Genomic DNA, 19,149 nt, shown 5'->3' on the forward strand with positions numbered 1-19,149 from the left:
CAGTAAGGATACTTTGCAAGGATTTTTTTGCTAATTGAGGCATCTTCATGCGCGAGTGAAGGAGCATACATTAGTATGTGACTGAGCGAGGGAATGGAGATAACGAAGAGTAGCGAAAAAGCTGCCGCAAAGAGGGAATTCAGGTTATATGGTCAAGAAGAGAAGCGCAAACGGTGGATGCCTAGGCAGTAAGAGGCGAAGAAGGACGTGGAATCCTGCGAAAAGCTCTGGGGAGTTGGAAACGTGCGTTGATCCGGAGATGTCCGAATGGGGGAACCCGACTTACGAGAGTAGGTTATCTGCAGCTGAATACATAGGTTGTAGAGGCGAACTCGGGGAACTGAAACATCTAAGTACCCGAAGGAAAAGAAATCAAGCGAGATTCTCTGAGTAGCGGCGAGCGAAAGGGGAAGAGCCTGGTATGATTTATCATTGATGGAAGTAGAACAGTCTGGGAAGGCTGACCGTAGAGGGTGACAGTCCCGTATACGTAGCATTGATGAGGAACTAAGCATACGAACAAGTAGGCCGGGACACGAGAAATCCTGGTTGAAGATGGGTGGACCATCATCCAAGGCTAAATACTCCTTACTGACCGATAGTGAACCAGTACCGTGAGGGAAAGGCGAAAAGAACCCCGGAGAGGGGAGTGAAATAGAACCTGAAACCGTTTGCGTACAAGCAGTGGGAGCATGCTTTTGGGCGTGTGACTGCGTACCTTTTGTATAATGGGTCAGCGAGTTACTTTCAGTGGCGAGGTTAACCGAATAGGGGAGCCGTAGAGAAATCGAGTCTGAATAGGGCGCAAGTCGCTGGGAGTAGACCCGAAACCGGGCGATCTAGCCATGTCCAGGATGAAGGTTGGGTAACACCAACTGGAGGTCCGAACCGGGTAATGTTGAAAAATTATCGGATGAGGTGTGGCTAGGAGTGAAAGGCTAATCAAGCCCGGAGATAGCTGGTTCTCCCCGAAAGCTATTTAGGTAGCGCCTTGTGGGTGATTGCTGGGGGTAGAGCACTGTTTCGGCTAGGGGGCTGTCATGGCTTACCAAACCGATGCAAACTCCGAATACCGGCCAATTGAACCACAGGAGACACACGGCGGGTGCTAACGTCCGTCGTGAAGAGGGAAACAACCCAGACCGCCAGCTAAGGTCCCGAAGTGATGGTTAAGTGGGAAACGATGTGGGAAGGCATAGACAGCCAGGAGGTTGGCTTAGAAGCAGCCATCCTTTAAAGAAAGCGTAATAGCTCACTGGTCGAGTCGGCCTGCGCGGAAGATGTAACGGGGCTAAAACCATCCACCGAAGCTGCGGATGTGTAGAGATACACGTGGTAGGGGAGCGTTCTGTAGGCTGATGAAGGCAGATTGAGAAGTTTGCTGGAGGTATCAGAAGTGCGAATGCTGACATGAGTAACGATAAAGGGGGTGAAAAACCCTCTCGCCGGAAGTCTGAGGATTCCTGCACGACGTTAATCGGAGCAGGGTGAGTCGGCCCCTAAGGTGAGGCTGAAGAGCGTAGCTGATGGGAACCAGGTTAATATTCCTGGACTTTCTATAAGTGGTGATGTGGGGACGAAGAAGGCTAGGTGAGCCGGGCGGTGGTTGTCCCGGTACTGGCATGTAGGCGGAGAGACCTGGCAAATCCGGTTTCTTGTTAACGCTGAGGTGCTGAGTGGTTCTGACCCTTCGGGGTGCAGAGAAGTCATTGATGCCCTGCTTCCAGGAAAAGCTGCTAGCCATAACTTATAGAGAACCGTACCGCAAACCGACACAGGTAGACAAGTAGAGAATACTAAGGCGCATGAGAGAACTCGGGTGAAGGAACTAGGCAAAATGGTACCGTAACTTCGGGAGAAGGTACGCCTTTTTTGGTGAGTTGCCTGCGCAATGAGCTGAAGAAGGCCGCAGAGACCAGGTGGCTGCGACTGTTTATTAAAAACACAGCACTCTGCCAATTCGAAAGAAGACGTATAGGGTGTGACGCCTGCCCGGTGCCGGAAGGTTAATTGATGGGGTTATCTTCGGAGAAGCTCTTGATCGAAGCCCCGGTAAACGGCGGCCGTAACTATAACGGTCCTAAGGTAGCGAAATTCCTTGTCGGGTAAGTTCCGACCTGCACGAATGGCGTAACGATGGCCACGCTGTCTCCACCCGAGACTCAGTGAAATTGAAATCGCTGTGAAGATGCAGTGTACCCGCGGCTAGACGGAAAGACCCCGTGAACCTTTACTACAGCTTTGCACTGGACTTTGATGATGACTGTGTAGGATAGGTGGGAGGCTAAGAAGTGCGGACGCTAGTTCGCATGGAGCCGACCTTGAAATACCACCCTGTTATTATTGAGGTTCTAACTTGGTCCAGTAATCCTGGATGAGGACAGTGTATGGTGGGTAGTTTGACTGGGGCGGTCTCCTCCCAAAGAGTAACGGAGGAGCACAAAGGTACCCTCGGTACGGTCGGACATCGTACCAAGAGTGTAAAGGCAAAAGGGTGCTTGACTGCGAGACTGACGGGTCGAGCAGGTACGAAAGTAGGTCTTAGTGATCCGGTGGTTCTGAATGGAAGGGCCATCGCTCAACGGATAAAAGGTACTCCGGGGATAACAGGCTGATACCGCCCAAGAGTTCATATCGACGGCGGTGTTTGGCACCTCGATGTCGGCTCATCACATCCTGGGGCTGAAGCAGGTCCCAAGGGTATGGCTGTTCGCCATTTAAAGTGGTACGCGAGCTGGGTTTAGAACGTCGTGAGACAGTTCGGTCCCTATCTGCCGTGGGCGTAGGAAAATTGAGAGGAGCTGCTCCTAGTACGAGAGGACCGGAGTGGACGAACCTCTGGTGTACCGGTTGTGACGCCAGTTGCATTGCCGGGTAGCTAAGTTCGGACGGGATAACCGCTGAAAGCATCTAAGCGGGAAGCCTCCCTCAAGATGAGTTTTCCCCTGAAGCCCGTTGAAGACGACGACGTTGATAGGCGAGGTGTGGAAGCACAGTAATGTGTGAAGCTAACTCGTACTAATTGGCTGATTGTCTTGACCATATAACCTGAATTGCTTTGGGTGTATGGCCAAACAATAAAAGACAGAAGAAAAGCTTGTGTTACCGAATATTATCTTTACCAACCTGACTGGTGATTAAACCAGCAGAATACCGTTTTTCCTGGCGACCATAGCGGTTTGGAACCACCTGACTCCATCTCGAACTCAGTAGTGAAACAGACCAGCGCCGATGATAGTGTGAGGTTTCCTCATGTGAAAGTAGGTCATCGCCAGGGCTTTTTACTAGCGGCCCTCGTGCCGCTTTTTTTTTCTTGGCTATCATGAGATTTGAGTAAGGACTGCCATAAAATGTTCAACTATACAGGTCTCTATACCGATAAATACCAATTAACAATGGCACAAGTGTACTTTTTAAAAGGACAAAAAGATCATATTGCCATTTTTGATTATTTTTTCCGCAAACTCCCCTTTGCAGGAGGCTATGCTGTTTTTGCTGGTTTGCACGATTTGTTGGACATTTTGGAAAATATCCATTTTGATAAGACAGACATAAGATTTTTGCAGCAGCAAGGCTTTGATTCCCAATTTTTGAACTATCTAAAAGATTTCCGCTTTAAAGGCAATGTATATTCGTGTCAGGAGGGAGAAGTTGTCTTCCCTTATTGTCCGGTGATAACCATAGAAGCGAATATCATTGAGGCACAAATCATTGAAACCCTTCTTCTGAATATAGTTAATTTTCAGACGCTTATTGCAACTAAGGCTAGTCGAATACGCCAAGCTGCTGGACAAAGGGTGCTAATTGACTTTGGCTTGCGCAGAGCACAGGCTGTTGGCGGCTACTATGCAAGTCGTGCTGCTGTGATTGGTGGTTTTGATGCTACAAGTAACCTAAGTAGCGGCCGTGATTATCACATTCCTACTTCAGGTACTATGGCTCATTCATTTGTACAAAGCTATAACGATGAATTAGCCGCTTTTCGAGATTTTGCTGAGTTGTGGCCTGATAGTTGTGTTTTATTGGTCGATACCTATCATACTCTAGACAGTGGTTTACCGAATGCCATTACAGTAGCAAAGGAAATGGAGCAGCGCGGACACCGCTTACAGGGAATCCGCCTAGATAGCGGGGATTTAGCCTACCTGGCGAAAGTAGCTCGACAGAGGCTGGATGAGGCAGGTATGCAATATATCAAAATTATCGCGTCTAACCAACTGGACGAACATGTTATTAAAAGTTTGCTTGATCAAAAAGCTCCTATTGATATGTTCGGTGTCGGCACAAATCTAGTTATTGGGCATCCTGATGGTGCTCTTGATGGGGTATATAAGCTTGCACTGGCAAACGAGAAGCCATGTATTAAGCTCTCTGAAAGTCTTAGTAAGATTAATTTACCTGATAGAAAGCAAGTTTACCGAATCTTAGCTGACGATGGCACGTTTTGGGGGGCAGATGTTATTGCTCTAAAGAGTGAAAAGGAAATTAACCTTATGCATCATTCCTTTGAATCGTCCAAATCATTAAGCCTTAGTGGATGCAAAAAAGAAGCCATGCTTCAAAAAGTTATGGAGAAAGGTAAAGGCTTGTCCGTAAATTCGAACGTTAGTGAACTCAGACAGTATTCACAAGAACGCCTAAGTCATTTACCCAATGAATATAAACGCTTTAATAATCCTCATATTTATAAAGTGGGATTAAGTACGGCACTTAAAGACAAACGTGATCAATTAATTCAATACTATACAAAAAAGTTATGAATACCTTAGTTATTCTGGATGTGCAAAATGATTTTATGCCAGGAGGCGCTTTGGCAGTTCCTGATGGCGATATCATTGTGCCTGTCATTAATGGCCTGCAACCGAAATTTGATCTTGTTGTAGCAACACAGGACTGGCATCCTGCTAACCATAAATCGTTTGCGTCCAATCATCCAGGGAAAAAGCCTTTTGATAAAATTGTCCTGCACGAGATAGAACAAATTCTTTGGCCAGATCATTGTGTACAAGGTACAAAGGGAGCGGCTTTTCATCCACAACTTAAGACGAACGACATTGAAGCGATTTTTCGCAAAGGGACTGATCCAGAAATAGATAGCTACAGCGGTTTTTTTGATAATGGTCACAATCAAAGCACGGGCCTGGCGGGTTATCTGCGAGAAAAAGGGGCAAAAAAGTTATATTTCTGCGGATTATGTGCAGATATTTGTGTTTATTTTTCGATTAAAGATGGTTTAAGAGAAGGATTCGACTGCTTTTTGATTGAAGATGCAACTCATCCCCTGGATCCCGAGGCGTTCAAAAAAATTAGAGAAGAATTGTTGGCAAAAGGAGCTAAAATTATAAAAAGTGATCAAATAAACGAATTACCGCGGTATCCATAACCCGACTGACACGATGGACTCTGCGGTCGATGCCGCGGAGATTCGAAAAGGAACAACTTTAACTATAATTAAATTAGGTAAAGGACTCAACTCAAATAGGCTAAATCATGGAAAGATTAAAAGGAATTAAAGTTGCCATTTTGGCAGCTAATGGATTCGAACAAGTGGAAATGGAAAAGCCACGTAAAGCATTAGAAAACGAAGGTGCTGAAACCTTTTTAATTTCCCCCGAAAAAGATTATGTCCAAGGTTGGCATCATTTGGAGAAGGGCGATACTTTTTCTGTTGATGTTCCGCTTACCAAGGCAAAAGCGGATAACTTTGATGCCTTACTTCTACCTGGTGGTGTTATTAACCCTGATCGATTACGTACTTTCCCTGAAGCTGCTGCTTTCGTAAAGGAAATGAGCGAGCAACATAAACCTATTGCTGCTATTTGTCATGGCCCCTGGATGCTGATTAACGCAGAAGTAGCAAAGGGTCATAAGGTAACTTCGTGGTATTCTATCAAACTTGATCTCATTAATGCTGGAGCAGAATGGGTTGACGCCCCAGTTGTCTGTGATGAGCAACTGTTAACTAGCCGCAAGCCTGATGATATCCCGCAATTTAACGAAGCGATGATTAAGCTGTTTGAGTCACGCGCAAAAGTCTAGCATAGTGAGGAGAATACACATGTCTAACAATGATTTTCATCGAGCCTTCAACTTTGTTGACTTGAAGCTATTGCCTCCTAAGCCTCGCGATACCAGCTTAACTGAAATTCGCGGTGCTTATTATGAAGCGTTTACTGTCGGACAATTTAAAGAGCTGTTGAGTACATGGGGTTACTATATTGATGGATTGAAATTTGCCGGTGGAGTGCAGGCTTTACTCGCGCCAACAACAGTTAAAGAATTTACCCAGCTTGCGCATGAACATAGCGTTTATGTAAATACAGGCGGTTTTATTGAGCGTATTGTCATTCAAGATCCCAAAAATGTCGATCACTATCTTCGAGAAACCAGGGCGTTAGGGTTTGATGTCGTGGAAGTTTCGAGTGGTATGTTCGAACACCCGGATTGTTTTAGTTTGGCTGATCAAATTAAGCTTGTGCAAAAAATTGAAAAACTGGGCTTAAAAGCAAAACCTGAAATCACTATCATGAGCGGAGTAGGTGGGGGGATACAAGAGTTTGATTATCAGCAAAAAGCAAAACCTACGAAATCCTTAGCCCAAATGTTGGAAGAAGCTGAGCGCTTTTTTGATGCAGGAGCTTTCATGCTAATGGTTGAATCTGAGGGGATTACTGAAGGAATACCAAATCCAGATGATTGGCGTAAGGATATTATCTTTGCCCTAATCGATAAATTTGGGGTAGACAAACTAATGTTCGAGGTGTCTCCAGAAGATGATGAAGCCCGAAAAACCTTCAAATGGTACTTAAAGAATGTCAGTTATGATATTAATTTAATGATGAATGCAAAGAATATCGTGGAATTTAATGCATGGCGCCTGCAATTATGGGGTGACAGCGACCTATGGAAGGGCAAAAAAGTTCATCTTGACTTGTAGGGAGTACTGAAACTGAATAAATCACGATGAAAATTATAGAAAAATCCGTTGATATCTATCAATATCCTACGGAACTTGAAGAAAATTCGCATTCAATAACCATTGGAGATCTCCATGGTAACGTGGTTAAGCTCGCGCAATTTCTGCTAAGACATGGGGTTATTCAATTCAAGTCTGGTATTGATCCCATTGCAGGATATAACGTGCTCGTTCATATATACGAAACCTTCGGGGAACTGGCTAAATTGCATCTTCAACGACCTTATATTAGAGAAGCCCTTACTGAGTTAGTACAGCAATTCAATGATTTTATGTGTCAATTGGAAATCAAAAATAAAATTTTGGTTCGCTTAATTGGTGATGAAGTGGCAGATAGAGGGAGCTGCGATTATTTCACACTACGATTAATACGATTTCTGCATGAAAACGACGTGAAAGTCACCATTTTAATTTCTAACCATAACAGTGAATTTATTGCTGCCTACGAACATCTGTTTATTACCAATGAGCTTCGCTCACTGAATTTCATTATTAATGAGCAAAAATACTCTTTTTTTGGTTTGAAATTGTTACTTGATGAGGAAGTGATTTCTGAAACTGAAGTTAAAGAACTCGTACAAATAGCTTATAAGCCAACTTTAAAAATCCTGGACTATACCTTGACTGCGGATAGCATTGGCATATTTAGCCATGCTCCTACTCGGTTTGATGTGATCAAGTCTCTTGCTGATTATTTCGGTGTTGTTTACGAAGAGGCGAATAAAGAAGCTTTAGCCGGAACAATCGATAACATAAATCACTCCTTTAAGCTTGCGGTCAAAGATAATAAAGTGCATGAATTTTTCAATATTCCCTGGAATATAATAGTGGAGAATCTGTCGGCAGCAGAAATAGCCCAATGGCCTTTAATATACGTCACCTGGAATCGCTGGGATGCCGCAAAAGAGACACAGGATGCACGACCTGCTGAGTTGCATGATTACCATATTTGGTATGTCCATGGACATGATAACTATAAGAGTCAACTACCCCATGTGCATAATTTGGATACTTATTGTGGCAAAGAAGAGCGAAAATCAGAGAGAAAAAGGATTAAGGAAGCAGCACAATTACTCACAACATTACCCGAAAATTCTACATTAAGAAGCAGTGTTCAAAATTATTTAGATGAGGTTCACAGATATAGAGTATTGATTACTGATGAATCCTAGCTCATTGACTTGTGTGGACAATACTAAAATTTAGGAGAATTACAATGAGAATTGATTATAACAAACTTGCCCCTGATGCAGTTAAAGCAATTCTAAATCTTGAGGGTTATGTCAATAAATGCGGGTTAGAAAAGTCACTTCTTGAACTGGTTAAACTTCGTGCTTCGCAAATCAACAGTTGTGCTTATTGTGTTGATATGCACACTGCTGAGGCAAGAAAAAAAGGTGAATCTGAGCGTCGACTCCATGCGGTAGTGGTATGGAAAGAATCTCCTTTTTTTACTGATCGTGAGCGAGCAGCTTTGGCTTGGACTGAAGCAGTGACTTTATTATCAGAAACGCATGCTCCTGATGATATCTATAAGGAAGTCTCAAAATATTTTAGTGAAAAAGAAACCATTGAGCTTACAATGTCAATTATTACAATTAACAGCTGGAACCGCTTGGCAGTTAGCTTCCGCAAACTTCCGGAATAAGAAATCTAGAGAAGCATCAATATTACTTCTTTAATTTCTTTTTTAAAGTAGACATTCCAAATCGATTCAATATATATTCACTAATGCCTTTGGCTAGCTCTTCTTCACTTAAAAAGAAAGCCCCATCAATTTCCTGACTTAGTAAGGCTTCTTCCTCTTCGTTTTGCACTCGGATAGCCACTTCAATTTTGGAGTTTATCTTTTGAGCTATATTTAACATCTGTCTAATATCAAACGCATCAGAGGTCGCTACGACTAACATGCCTGCTCGCGCAATATGGGCTTGAATAAGTGCTGATGGTTCAGAGCCGCTTCCAAATACCGCTGCCATTTTATCAGTTCTCAATTGCTCAACGAGTTCACGGTTTTGATCAATAACCACATAGGGAATGCCGTGTTCGGTCAATATTATTCCAATGCGTTTTCCGACCTGACCATATCCAATTAAAACCACATGACCTGACAAATATTTCTCATCTGTTGTAATCGGTAACTCCGCTAGCGGATCTTCAGGACGCTCAAAAATTTGAACCCATGACGATCTTGTACGAAGCCAGACTTGAAATGGCGCGATTGTTTTAAATATAAGAGGATTAATGGCTATAGAGATTAAAGCTCCCGCAAGAATTAATCCTTGTCCTTCTCCTGATAATAATTTTAGTTGCACGCCATGGCCGGCAAGGATAAACGAAAACTCCCCAATCTGGGCCAAACTAGCTGATACAGTTAGTGCCGTATTTAAGGGGTAACGAAAGGCAAGCACTAACATTGCTGCTGCAATGGATTTTCCAACAACAATAATGCCAACCACCACAAGGACTCGAAATGGCTGTTCGACAAAGATATGCGGATTAAACAACATACCAACGGACACAAAGAATAGTACAGCGAAGGCATCTCTAAATGGCAATGATTCTTCTGCAGCACGACGACTGAATTTAGATTCCCTTATTATCATTCCTGCAAAAAAAGCACCTAGGGCTAATGATATCCCAAATAATTTTGATGCGCCAAAAGCAATACCTATGGATACAGCTATAACACATAAAGTAAAAAGTTCTCGTGAGCCAGTTCGTGTAATCTGCCATAGAAATTTAGGCAACATCCAGCGACCAACTAGCAACATTAGAATAATAAAAGATGAAATTTTAAAAAGCGTAATTCCCAAAAGGACCCATACATTTTTACCTGCATTTTCTACGCTGGTTCCATCAAACCATTGAGCCATAAAAGGTAAAAATACAAGCACAATAATCATGGCAATGTCTTCGACAATTAACCATCCAACTGCAATTTGTCCATTAGTAGATCCCAGTAAACCTTGCGTTTCTAGAGCCCTAATTAATACGACTGTACTAGCGACGGATAACGCAAGACCCAATATCAACGCATGACTTAATTCCCAACCCCAGAAAATCGCAACACCGGTCCCCAGAGATGTAGCTACGATAATCTGTAAGAGGGCACCTGGTAATGCAATTTTGCGTGTCTCAAGCAAGTTATCTAAAGAAAAATGAAGACCAACGCCAAACATTAATAGCATTACTCCTATCTCAGCAAATTCTGCTGCTATATCAACATTAGCTACAAATCCAGGAGTAAATGGACCAATGATTACACCGGCTAATAAGTATCCAACCAATGCTGGAAGCTTAAGTTTTACGGCAATAAATCCCATTATCAGGGCCAAACCAAGTGCTGTTGCAAGAGTTGTGATTATGGGTAGACTATGCATTAATTATCCCATTTAATGACCATACGAATATCTATGGGGTATTAGGGACGTTCTCTAATACTATTTGAGAGTTCTCAGAATTATAACCCGCCTATGTCAGATTACTATCCTTCACATTCAATACAAAGATCTTTTTCGTTGTATCACTGGTCAATGAAACCCGAATGTGGTGATTTTTCATAAGTGTTTTGCAAAGATCATAAGCCTTCGCTTTGGTTTTTCCTTTTTCTAAACGCAGCCAAGTGTATAAAGTTAAGAAAGAACCGTCGCTATGACCTGAATAAAAGGCGTTATGTGAGATGATGCCACTTTTATCGGTTAAATTAGCAGGCTCTAAAAATTCATACCCTGTGGTAAAGATAAAGAGATTTTTTTCAGTTCTTTGAGCTTCCGGCGGGACATCTTCCTCTTTAAATGTCCAAACGTCTTTTACTTCATCGTAGGAGACCAGCTGTAACCAGGTGTCATCAATAGAGGGAAAGAGATTATAAATGGAAATACCACTTATTGATTGTAATTTTGTTGGCAAATCCACTGTTAACCATTTCACGACCTCAACTTCTTTCTCGAGTTGATCCATAGATGGTGGAACACGATAGATATTAAAGCCATATCCCCAGAATGCCCATAAATATCCGTTTGCCTCTTTATAAGTTTCTTTTTGGGCTTCTGTGAGAGAAGACTCTTTTGCCGGGATCCCTTCGCCACCGTCATCAGTGGAAGAAGAAAGCCAGCCGCGGTTGACAAATTCAATCCCGATACTGGTGGCGTTCATGGCTGAGCCATGGTGCTCCCACTCTACTAAGTCATTAAATTGCAAAATGGTAGCATCTCGTTTAACTGACATGTGCGAGGTTTCATTATGAGAGTCATCGAAGCCATCACCTGTATCAGCAGCGGTCTCGTGTAAGACGAGATGTCTAATGCCAAACGGTTCTCTGTAGGGATTCTTGTGTTGGTTATGGATAACTGAAGAGTCAGTACTCCAATTTTTATAATTGGTAATCCCAGATATCCCTGTATTGAATTCAACCCGGTTAAGCACTAACGTTTCAGAGCTTGCAGGATCATATTCATTTAATTCTTTAACGATATCTGCTTCCGATGGGTTACCTTCAGTGGCCTTGATTTTTTGCAAGAAGTGAACGACCTGTGTTGTCGGTAGTAACTCACTATCGGTAATTAGCGCCTTAAAAGCATTGGAAAATTCTTCGAAGGATTGTACGAGCTTTTTACCTTGTACAGGGTCAATAATTTCCAAAGATTTTAAATCAGAGCTAATACCTGAAATGATCAACGCATGCGCTGAGAATCCTTTTGTCTGATCAGCATCTGTCGTGACCCATAAAGGACCATATTCAACCAGCCAATCGCGATAATTTTGTGCCGTATAGGTGCCTAACGGTTCACCCTTCATACCAAGCGAAGTAATAAAATTTTGCTTTTCTGTGTAAGGCAAGCCTTGTTTCTGATTATAATAATTGAGGTATTGCGCACCGGCTTTTGTTAGAACGTCTTCAATTGTATAATTTTTGCCATCTTTCCAACGCATCATCATGGTAGCAACCGTAGCCCAACAAGCATTGGTATTTTCCTGCTTTATGGGAGTAATGCCGCCTTTACCTATTTTGGTTTCAATGACGGGGCCTGAGGTACCTCCATCAAATTTTGTACTGACTTTGGTACCATCTGGTTTGGTTATCGCCACTTCACCCGTCTTGCTACTATTTACTTTATCGATATTCTTATTAATACCTTCCTGTAATTTATCTGCGTTACCATCTTTGGGTGGTTGAGTGGTGTTAGCGCCCGCACCGAGATAGGCATTCAGCGCCTTTTCTGTCAGTTCCATTTTTTGTTTTGCATCAAGGTTGGGGTTGTTATTAATGGCCTTGATCGCATTATCCAATCGTTTATCCATCATTTTTTGAATTTCCAATTTTGCAGCTTCTTGACCAAACGTTTTAGTGGCATCAAAAGATGCTTTTAAAGCCTCTAAGGCGTTGGTTTGATTTTGCGCAAGACCAGTTATATCCCTAAAGGAGTCTGCTTTACCCAGCAATGAAAGAGTACCAGCCAAGCCTGTTGGATCGGGTGCATTGGGTGCATTTTGGATATTAACCATGGGATTAGGAAATGCAGTCGGCTGTAAGTTGCCTGGCTCGGCTCTTCGGCTTTCTGTGCTTATAGGATTAATTGCTGTGGGACTATCGGGAATCGGTGATTCTTCCCAACGCCAGAAACGGCTCTCGTCTTTTTCTTCACAAGAATTGCAATGCCCCATCATTGCTTCAGCATAGACACCTTTGGTAGGCACGGTGATGTTAATGGGATCACCGGCTGCTACCATGTAGTAATCTGTCAAGGAGTCAGAAGAACCAAAATTGGGGTCAAGATTTAACCCTTGAGCAACTGGGAAAATAAGGCTGTTGCCAACAATACCGATGAGTTCATTTTCTACTAAAGAGGCCAGACTTCGCCCCAATCCTTTATTTCCAGGCAATATAATACCGTCCAACAGTAAGAACCGTCTCTCCGGTGACATCCTTCGCCAGATTGCTTTGTGGTAATACTCTAAATTGTCATTAAGGTGATCGATGAGGGCATTGACAAGCGCGATATCCTCTTTGCGTGGGTCACGCAATTCATCTAAACTAGGTCCGGCATAAAGTGTTACTCCATCACTGGGTGACAAGTCGTCATAAATACTCTGGAACCTACATAAGAAGCCTTCATAATGATTGGTCCTGTAGCGAATAAATCCAGAAGTCACGATGATTGAGGAAAAGTCGGGTAAAATATTGTTCGTTCCGCAGCGAATTTTAATGTAGTGCACTTTGTCCCGGCTGAATTGCGAAGGCCCCATAAAGCGAACAGAAACATTTAACACCCCTTCTTTTCTATATCGGGACGTTAGGGTGGTATCAAATGCCATGGAGGAAATTTCGTTTCCCGTTTCATCAGCAACATGAAAGGTGAGTGCACCAACAAAGGCGGTGGCAATTTTTTCTCCCAGTAAACGATGAAAGACCTCGTCTTTATTTTTCGCATTCTTCAAATGATGATCATAGAAGCCTCTGGGAGTATCGGCGCCAAGAAAAGGAATTAAACTCTGCCAGTTTGACTCATTAATGTCCTCAATGGTTTTCTTTTGATAGCCGACAATCATATTTTGCCCACCATAAATGGGCTTGGAATAATCATCGACCTCCACCATCTTATCGTCAGGTCTGCGAATAATAAATTTAATTTGAAAATTACCTGAGGCATTGAGAATTTTTTCAGAAGCAAAGGTACCGGCGGGGAAATTGCTATCAAGCCATTTATTTTTTACCCTTTCTGCTGCCGCAAAACCTTTTAATAAGGTACGGTTCAGCAAACTGAGTTCAAGGCTTTCCCGCCAACGTAATAACTTGTTTAATTCAAATTGACTCATAAGAAGTGGCACGAATAGGCATTCTCGTGCCTCTGCAAAGCGTTGACGAACTTTAAAATGACGTAGCACCTCGAAATATTGGATGGTCATCGCATGGCAATGGTTGTAGTTAGCGACGGTTTCTGAGGAAACTTCGAAACGTTCTCCTTGTGAAACGGTTTGAATGACAGAAGAGCGTTGACTGCGGATGGCATTCGCAGACTGGACAATACGATCTCTGATTTTTTGTAAGTCACTGGCGGTCGTTTGACGCAAACTTTTCTGCGAAGCTGTAGAGCCTGAATGGCCTACACCGCCAGAAACACCAAAGAGAAGACCACCTATCACCCCCCCAATACCAGCACTAGCACTTGCGGTTGTCGCACTGGATTTACCAGAAATATTCTCCTCGATGACCCCTTTGGTAATCTCAAAAATATCTCTGTCGCGACTTAGGGAGTTGTAAAGGCTTTCTTCATATTCCAACGATTGAATATTAGTAGCCGATTCTCGTCGTTCCCAATCAAAAACGACAATTTGTTTCTTTTGACCTGGGGCCAGAGGTAGGCTGTAAAGCAGATCGCCAAGAGAATAGCCATCAGCAATCCATTCGGATTTGAAATGGAGTAAATGTCCGTGAGCAACAGAGACTGCTTGATATAATGTGGGTTCTAAATCCCAGTCAACCGTATTTTCCACATTCAAAACAACTCTTCCAAGTGGTTTCGTTTTCAGTTGATCCATTCTGCGTTTGAAGCGATAGCTTTCATTCATTTCAATGAGATCAATAATGTTATCTTTGGTAACGCTGATCTCACGCTGTAAAAAATTGTTCAAGACTGTACGATTAATTTTTATTTGTTTTAGCGTCTCGGCCAATTCATTGTCTTGAGGCGTTTCAGTGGAGCGATCACGAGAATTTCTGGTTGTTATTTCAGTGCGTGTGCTTCTCTCAGTGACTTCAGGTAAATTCACTCTTGCACGGGTTGCAAGATGACTAAAGGCAGGTAATTTAATAATAGGATCAATGATTTCCCAAATCCGAATAGGATGATGAGTTAAAATGTCATCCAGAGTAATATCGTCTTCTTCTTCCAGTACATAACCTAAAATTTCAGGTTCTGTGGTGCGCACTAAACTAAAAAACGAGTATTCTTCTAAAATTCGTTTGTTCTCATGAACGTCCAGCGCCTCACAACCACATTCCGTTTCTGTAATTTCTTCTGTAGCTTCCATCAGGTCAGCGACGAGAATGATGTTCCTTGGAAAGACGTTCATTGTGGCTTCATCGTCGATAACGACTTCCTCAAGTCGGATTGGAATTGGATTTTCTCGAATTTGCAAACCTATACGAGCAGTTGCATCAACAAAGTAGCCTTGCGGGTATTCAATAAAGAAATAACCATTTGCTTCTGTCCGCACACTAGCAATAGGTTGAACCCCTCCGTCATTAGCGCGGGTCGCCTCAAAAATGATTTGCACATCCTCGAGCTTTTTTTTGCCATTTTTTTCAAGCAGGCGCCCATAAACAAATAATGGTTGGGGAGCAATCATTTCAGTATCAGGGTCGGACAATACAAGCGGGTTATAATCAAATTCCAAAGCAACGGGGGCATCCTCTTTAAGATTAGTGGCAGAGGTTGAGCTTTGTGCCAGGATATTGGTTTTTTTTAAGGTAATTAAAAAGAAAACGTCTTTGGTTTTGACAAGATTATTCCCCAAATTAATGGCGATTTCACCTGAAGAAGGAGAGGGATAGATATCGCTTTGAGGACGTAACTCTCCATTTTCGGATTTAATAAAGTAGGAGACGTGTAATGCAATCTCATTTTCAGGGATATTGCCACCTAAATTTTTTAATTGGACTGGTATTTTCATCGTTATTCGGCGAACCAGCACGGAAGCTGGCCCAACACCGCTCCTTGTGTGAGAGTCAAAGCTCTATGATGCTCTCTGACTCAGAGTCCTTCCTTGGATACTTTGGATTATAGACGATAAAAATAGGGGGGAAGAAAAATCCTCCTTTAAGCGCATTAACCTTATTGAAGAACAGGCTCATTCTGTGGTGTTCTCATGGCCAAGAAGCGAGCACTGAGAATATTAATACATAGCCCGCTAATCACAAATAAGCCAGCTACCAGCTTCCAGGATTGCAATGGTTCACCCAATATAAGCACAGAACTTAAAATACCTACCACAGGAACCAGTAAAGTAAATGGTACAATCATGCCAACAGGATAACGACTCATTAGCCAATTCCATACACCATAGCCTACCCAAGTGGAAATATATACGATATAAAGCAAAGCGGCAGCGCCTCGCCGACTTAAGTGATGGTAGCTAGTAACAATACTGTCATAGCCTTCAAAAATAAGGCTGAGTGCTAGCATAGGCACGATAGCAACAAAGCTTCCCCAAACGACAAGTGCCATCATATTGATATTCGTGGCTTTTTTGGTAATAAGATTGCCAAGGCCCCAAGTGGCAGCAGAACTCAAAATTAAAATAAAACCCAGTACCGAAATATTGTTATCAAAATGAAGTGCTACCACACCGATACCAATAAAGGAAACCAATGCTCCTATAATTTGCCAAGGATTGGGCTGCTCCTTTAAGAAAACCGTGGCAAAGAACATGCTAAAGAAAACTTGCACCTGAATAAGAAGCGATGCCATACCAGGTGTCATTCCAGCATGCATGCCCAGAAAAAGAAGGGCAAATTGGAAAGCAAACATAAATAAACCATAGCTGACGACCAATTTAAAGGGTATAGCAGGCGGTTTTATGAAAAAAATGGCTGGCACACTCGCCAAAGTAAACCGTAATGTGCATAGAAGTAAAGGAGAAATTTCCTCCAAACCAATTTTAACGAAGAGAAAATTAACTCCCCAAACGAAGGCTACTAACAGGGCTAAAAAGATATGGGAGATCGGCATTATGACTACATCAGCTTAATAAACGACCTATTTTATCTTAAAAATTCAAGATTGTTTAGAGAAAATTCAAATCTTTGACGAAAAATTGTTAAGAAGGGAACAGCTGATTTAATTAAAAGTGCGATTTTATTAGGATCTGTTGACATTTCACCTCAGAGCCCAGAGCCAACGTCCCGCTGGACAACCCACGGCATGTTGGCATTGTGGAGCAATTATCAACGCGCCTAATTAGTCGCTGTCGCGAAATGACTAAAATACATCTTCTTTGTAATTACATCACCTCCGCTTTGTAATTACGTCATCCTCCGCGAAAGCGGGGGATCCCGTATTGGCAAGGCTCTTCTGGACCCTCCGCTTTCGCGGAGGGTGACGATGAGTGTGTAAAATTTAATTTCGCGACAGCGACTAATTAAAAATTTATAAGTGCTCATCCAGAGGTTGAAGAGCCGTTGTGTTGTCGAAATGGATGATAGTATCAAATTGGAATGATAGATGAGTAAAGAAGTAATGTGCATGGCGTTCAGATTCCGGGCGATAAATGACTCCAATTGCTCGTTGCAACCGAGGAATTTGTAGGTAGTGCTCTAACTCAGTATTATCTCTTAAATCTAAAAGAAAATTTTTGTATTTTAATTCATGAAATAATGCTTCGTAGCTTCCTTCAAGGCCAGGGTTGATTCGCTTGCGTTCAGGGGGTTCACCCCATTCTGGCGCAGCGGTTACAAACCCTTCATAAGTAGAAAAACCAATGGAGTAACTATGTCTATCGTGCTGTTCACGAACCAATTGGCCAATATTTATTTCATCATATTCACTCATTTCTGTCGCTCGCGCATCTCCTATGTGAGAATTGTGAGCCCAAATAATTATTTTGGCCGGTTTATCAAAACGATTTTCTAAGTGATCAACCAAGATATTCAATGTCTCTGCCATGTGCTTATCACGAACGTTCCAAGAGGAGGAGCGGCCTTCAAATATTGAACGATAATAGGTTTCTGCATCTTTTACCAAACGCGCGTTCTGGGTAGCAAAGAAATATTCGTCTTCGGCCGCGATACCATTTTTTCGAATATATTCAAAGGAATGATGTTGTAGTTCAACTAAAACGGCGACGGCTTCATTAATACAAGATTTTTTTATTCCGATATTGGTTAAATAGCCATAAGTTTGTGGATCAACACTTGTATGATCAAAACAGGCATAGCGTTTTCTTGCTCGTTGAGCTGCCTCTGGATCGATTTTCATCAGATAAGCGATTACGGCTTGCATGGACGCATGTAAGCTATATAGATCAAGTCCGTAAAAGCCGATTCTTCGCACCGGGGGCAATCCTTGATTATGCTCGTGGAGCCATCTTAGAAAAGGAGGCATGGTGGTGTTACGCCACATCCACATTGGAAAACGTTTAAAACTCTCCAAGGCCTGCTCAGCTGCCCCATCACCTTTGTCTTGTATATAACGATGAATGTTATAAGCATCAGGCCAGTCACCCTCAATGGCGACTGCCATAAACCCTTTTTCTTGAATGAGCTGACGAGTGATCTCAATACGTGCTTGATAGAACTCATAAGTTCCATGAGTGGCTTCGCCAATCATGACAAAATGCGCATCTCCTATTTTATCTAAAAGAGTCTTATAGTTTGTGGTATTAGGTGATATCGGTTCTATTACCTCATCTAAGGCGTGAATTAGTTTCTGATGTGTATGGTTGATCATAGAAACTCCTTATGATTGCTTGACAAGGTTAGCTAAAATAGGTGCAAGTAATGGAGGAACCAATCTCTTGCCAGATTGGCAGCCTGTTCCAGCGTGCCTGGTTCTTCAAATAAATGAGTAGCTCCGGGGACAATTTCTAATTGCTTGGTGCATTGCATTCTTGCAAGTGCTTCTTCATTCAATTCGATTACAACGTCGTCATGACTTCCCACAATTAACAAGGTTGGGGCTTGGACAGAAGGCAAAAAATCTCCTGCCAAGTCTGGACGACCTCCACGTGATACTACCGCTTGTATGATATCGGGGCGCTCTGACGCCGCGATTAAGGCGGCTGCTGCTCCTGTACTGGATCCAAAATAAGCGGTAGGCAAATTAAGCTCTTCTTTCAGACACCAGTTGGTTGCTTCCAGTAATCGTGACGATAGGAGATTGATATTAAAGCGAAACTCTCGTGTATGCACGTCAACTGCTTCTTCATCTGGGGTCAATAGATCAAACAACAAAGAAGCAAGTCGCCCTTTATTTAAGATCTTGGCAACAAAATGATTGCGAACACTAAAACGGCTACTGCCACTACCGTGGACAAACAAAACAATGCCTAAGGCGTCTTGGGGAATATATAAGAATCCATTAAGAGACACACCTCCATTGGTGATCGTAACGGTGTGCTCTGTATCTAGGGAAAAATTCATAGCACCTCCCTTTACTAGGCTTCCCCCAACT

General features: G+C 42.6%; 11 protein-coding genes and 2 rRNA genes. 8 read left to right on the forward strand and 5 right to left on the reverse strand.

Features of this window, described 5'->3' with window-relative positions; translation table 11 throughout:
* The first annotated feature begins 150 nt into the window (after positions 1–150).
* The 8 genes from CKV79_RS06745 to CKV79_RS06780 all read left to right on the forward strand — a co-directional run bounded on the left by CKV79_RS06745 (position 151) and on the right by CKV79_RS06780 (position 8,624).
* A 23S ribosomal RNA gene (locus tag CKV79_RS06745) occupies positions 151–3,043 on the forward strand.
* Between the two features lie 118 nt (positions 3,044–3,161).
* A 5S ribosomal RNA gene (gene rrf, locus CKV79_RS06750) occupies positions 3,162–3,277 on the forward strand.
* A 73-nt stretch (positions 3,278–3,350) separates the two neighbouring features.
* A complete protein-coding gene (locus CKV79_RS06755; RefSeq protein ID WP_028373402.1) occupies positions 3,351–4,760 on the forward strand; it encodes a nicotinate phosphoribosyltransferase in 1,410 nt (469 codons plus the stop codon).
* Positions 4,757–5,383 carry a bifunctional nicotinamidase/pyrazinamidase gene (gene pncA / locus CKV79_RS06760; RefSeq protein ID WP_028373401.1) on the forward strand — a complete coding sequence of 209 codons (627 nt, stop codon included), beginning with the start codon at positions 4,757–4,759 and terminating at the stop codon, positions 5,381–5,383. Before CKV79_RS06755 ends, pncA begins: the two co-directional genes overlap by 4 nt.
* A 107-nt stretch (positions 5,384–5,490) precedes the next feature.
* On the forward strand, positions 5,491–6,039 hold the full coding sequence (locus tag CKV79_RS06765) for a type 1 glutamine amidotransferase domain-containing protein (RefSeq protein ID WP_028373400.1): 549 nt from the start codon (positions 5,491–5,493) through the stop codon (positions 6,037–6,039).
* Positions 6,040–6,058: 19 nt separating this feature from the next.
* Complete coding sequence (locus tag CKV79_RS06770; RefSeq protein WP_028373399.1) at positions 6,059–6,937, forward strand: phosphosulfolactate synthase; 879 nt, start codon at positions 6,059–6,061, stop codon at positions 6,935–6,937.
* Positions 6,938–6,963: 26 nt separating this feature from the next.
* Positions 6,964–8,148 (forward strand): Dot/Icm T4SS effector Wip, encoded by a 1,185-nt coding sequence (gene wip / locus CKV79_RS06775; RefSeq protein ID WP_051546164.1) that lies wholly within the window; start codon positions 6,964–6,966, stop codon positions 8,146–8,148.
* Between the two features lie 44 nt (positions 8,149–8,192).
* A complete protein-coding gene (locus CKV79_RS06780) occupies positions 8,193–8,624 on the forward strand; it encodes a carboxymuconolactone decarboxylase family protein (RefSeq protein ID WP_035915590.1) in 432 nt (143 codons plus the stop codon).
* 22 nt (positions 8,625–8,646) lie between these two features.
* On the opposite strand, the gene CKV79_RS06785 is transcribed toward CKV79_RS06780, so the two are convergent.
* The 5 genes from CKV79_RS06785 to CKV79_RS06805 form a co-directional block, all read right to left on the reverse strand.
* Positions 8,647–10,359 carry a cation:proton antiporter gene (locus CKV79_RS06785; RefSeq protein WP_028373397.1) on the reverse strand — a complete coding sequence of 571 codons (1,713 nt, stop codon included), beginning with the start codon at positions 10,357–10,359 and terminating at the stop codon, positions 8,647–8,649.
* A gap of 91 nt (positions 10,360–10,450) precedes the next feature.
* The gene (locus tag CKV79_RS06790; RefSeq protein WP_028373396.1) at positions 10,451–15,652 is read right to left on the reverse strand and encodes a papain-like cysteine protease family protein; all 5,202 of its coding nucleotides are present in this window, start codon (positions 15,650–15,652) and stop codon (positions 10,451–10,453) included.
* Positions 15,653–15,813: 161 nt separating this feature from the next.
* Positions 15,814–16,710, reverse strand: a complete 897-nt coding sequence (locus CKV79_RS06795) for an EamA family transporter (RefSeq protein WP_028373395.1) — start codon at positions 16,708–16,710, stop codon at positions 15,814–15,816.
* A 417-nt stretch (positions 16,711–17,127) separates the two neighbouring features.
* Positions 17,128–18,426: an erythromycin esterase family protein gene (locus CKV79_RS06800; protein ID WP_028373394.1), complete on the reverse strand. Its 1,299-nt coding sequence runs from the start codon at positions 18,424–18,426 to the stop codon at positions 17,128–17,130.
* 32 nt (positions 18,427–18,458) lie between these two features.
* Positions 18,459–19,118, reverse strand: coding sequence for a dienelactone hydrolase family protein (locus tag CKV79_RS06805; RefSeq protein ID WP_028373393.1), 660 nt, complete (start codon positions 19,116–19,118; stop codon positions 18,459–18,461).
* Positions 19,119–19,149: the final 31 nt, after the last annotated feature.

Source organism: Legionella lansingensis, from assembly GCF_900187355.1.
Lineage (GTDB): Bacteria > Pseudomonadota > Gammaproteobacteria > Legionellales > Legionellaceae > Tatlockia > Tatlockia lansingensis.

What these genes read in the sequence shown, in the direction of transcription:
- CKV79_RS06790 (WP_028373396.1), bottom strand. Translation starts at nt 15,652, where the DNA reads ATGAAAATACCAGTCCAATTAAAAAATTTAGGTGGCAATATCCCTGAA.
- CKV79_RS06765 (WP_028373400.1), top strand. Translation starts at nt 5,491, where the DNA reads ATGGAAAGATTAAAAGGAATTAAAGTTGCCATTTTGGCAGCTAATGGA.
- CKV79_RS06785 (WP_028373397.1), bottom strand. Translation starts at nt 10,359, where the DNA reads ATGCATAGTCTACCCATAATCACAACTCTTGCAACAGCACTTGGTTTG.
- pncA (WP_028373401.1), top strand. Translation starts at nt 4,757, where the DNA reads ATGAATACCTTAGTTATTCTGGATGTGCAAAATGATTTTATGCCAGGA.
- CKV79_RS06780 (WP_035915590.1), top strand. Translation starts at nt 8,193, where the DNA reads ATGAGAATTGATTATAACAAACTTGCCCCTGATGCAGTTAAAGCAATT.
- CKV79_RS06795 (WP_028373395.1), bottom strand. Translation starts at nt 16,710, where the DNA reads ATGCCGATCTCCCATATCTTTTTAGCCCTGTTAGTAGCCTTCGTTTGG.
- CKV79_RS06770 (WP_028373399.1), top strand. Translation starts at nt 6,059, where the DNA reads ATGTCTAACAATGATTTTCATCGAGCCTTCAACTTTGTTGACTTGAAG.
- CKV79_RS06755 (WP_028373402.1), top strand. Translation starts at nt 3,351, where the DNA reads ATGTTCAACTATACAGGTCTCTATACCGATAAATACCAATTAACAATG.
- CKV79_RS06805 (WP_028373393.1), bottom strand. Translation starts at nt 19,118, where the DNA reads ATGAATTTTTCCCTAGATACAGAGCACACCGTTACGATCACCAATGGA.
- wip (WP_051546164.1), top strand. Translation starts at nt 6,964, where the DNA reads ATGAAAATTATAGAAAAATCCGTTGATATCTATCAATATCCTACGGAA.
- CKV79_RS06800 (WP_028373394.1), bottom strand. Translation starts at nt 18,426, where the DNA reads ATGATCAACCATACACATCAGAAACTAATTCACGCCTTAGATGAGGTA.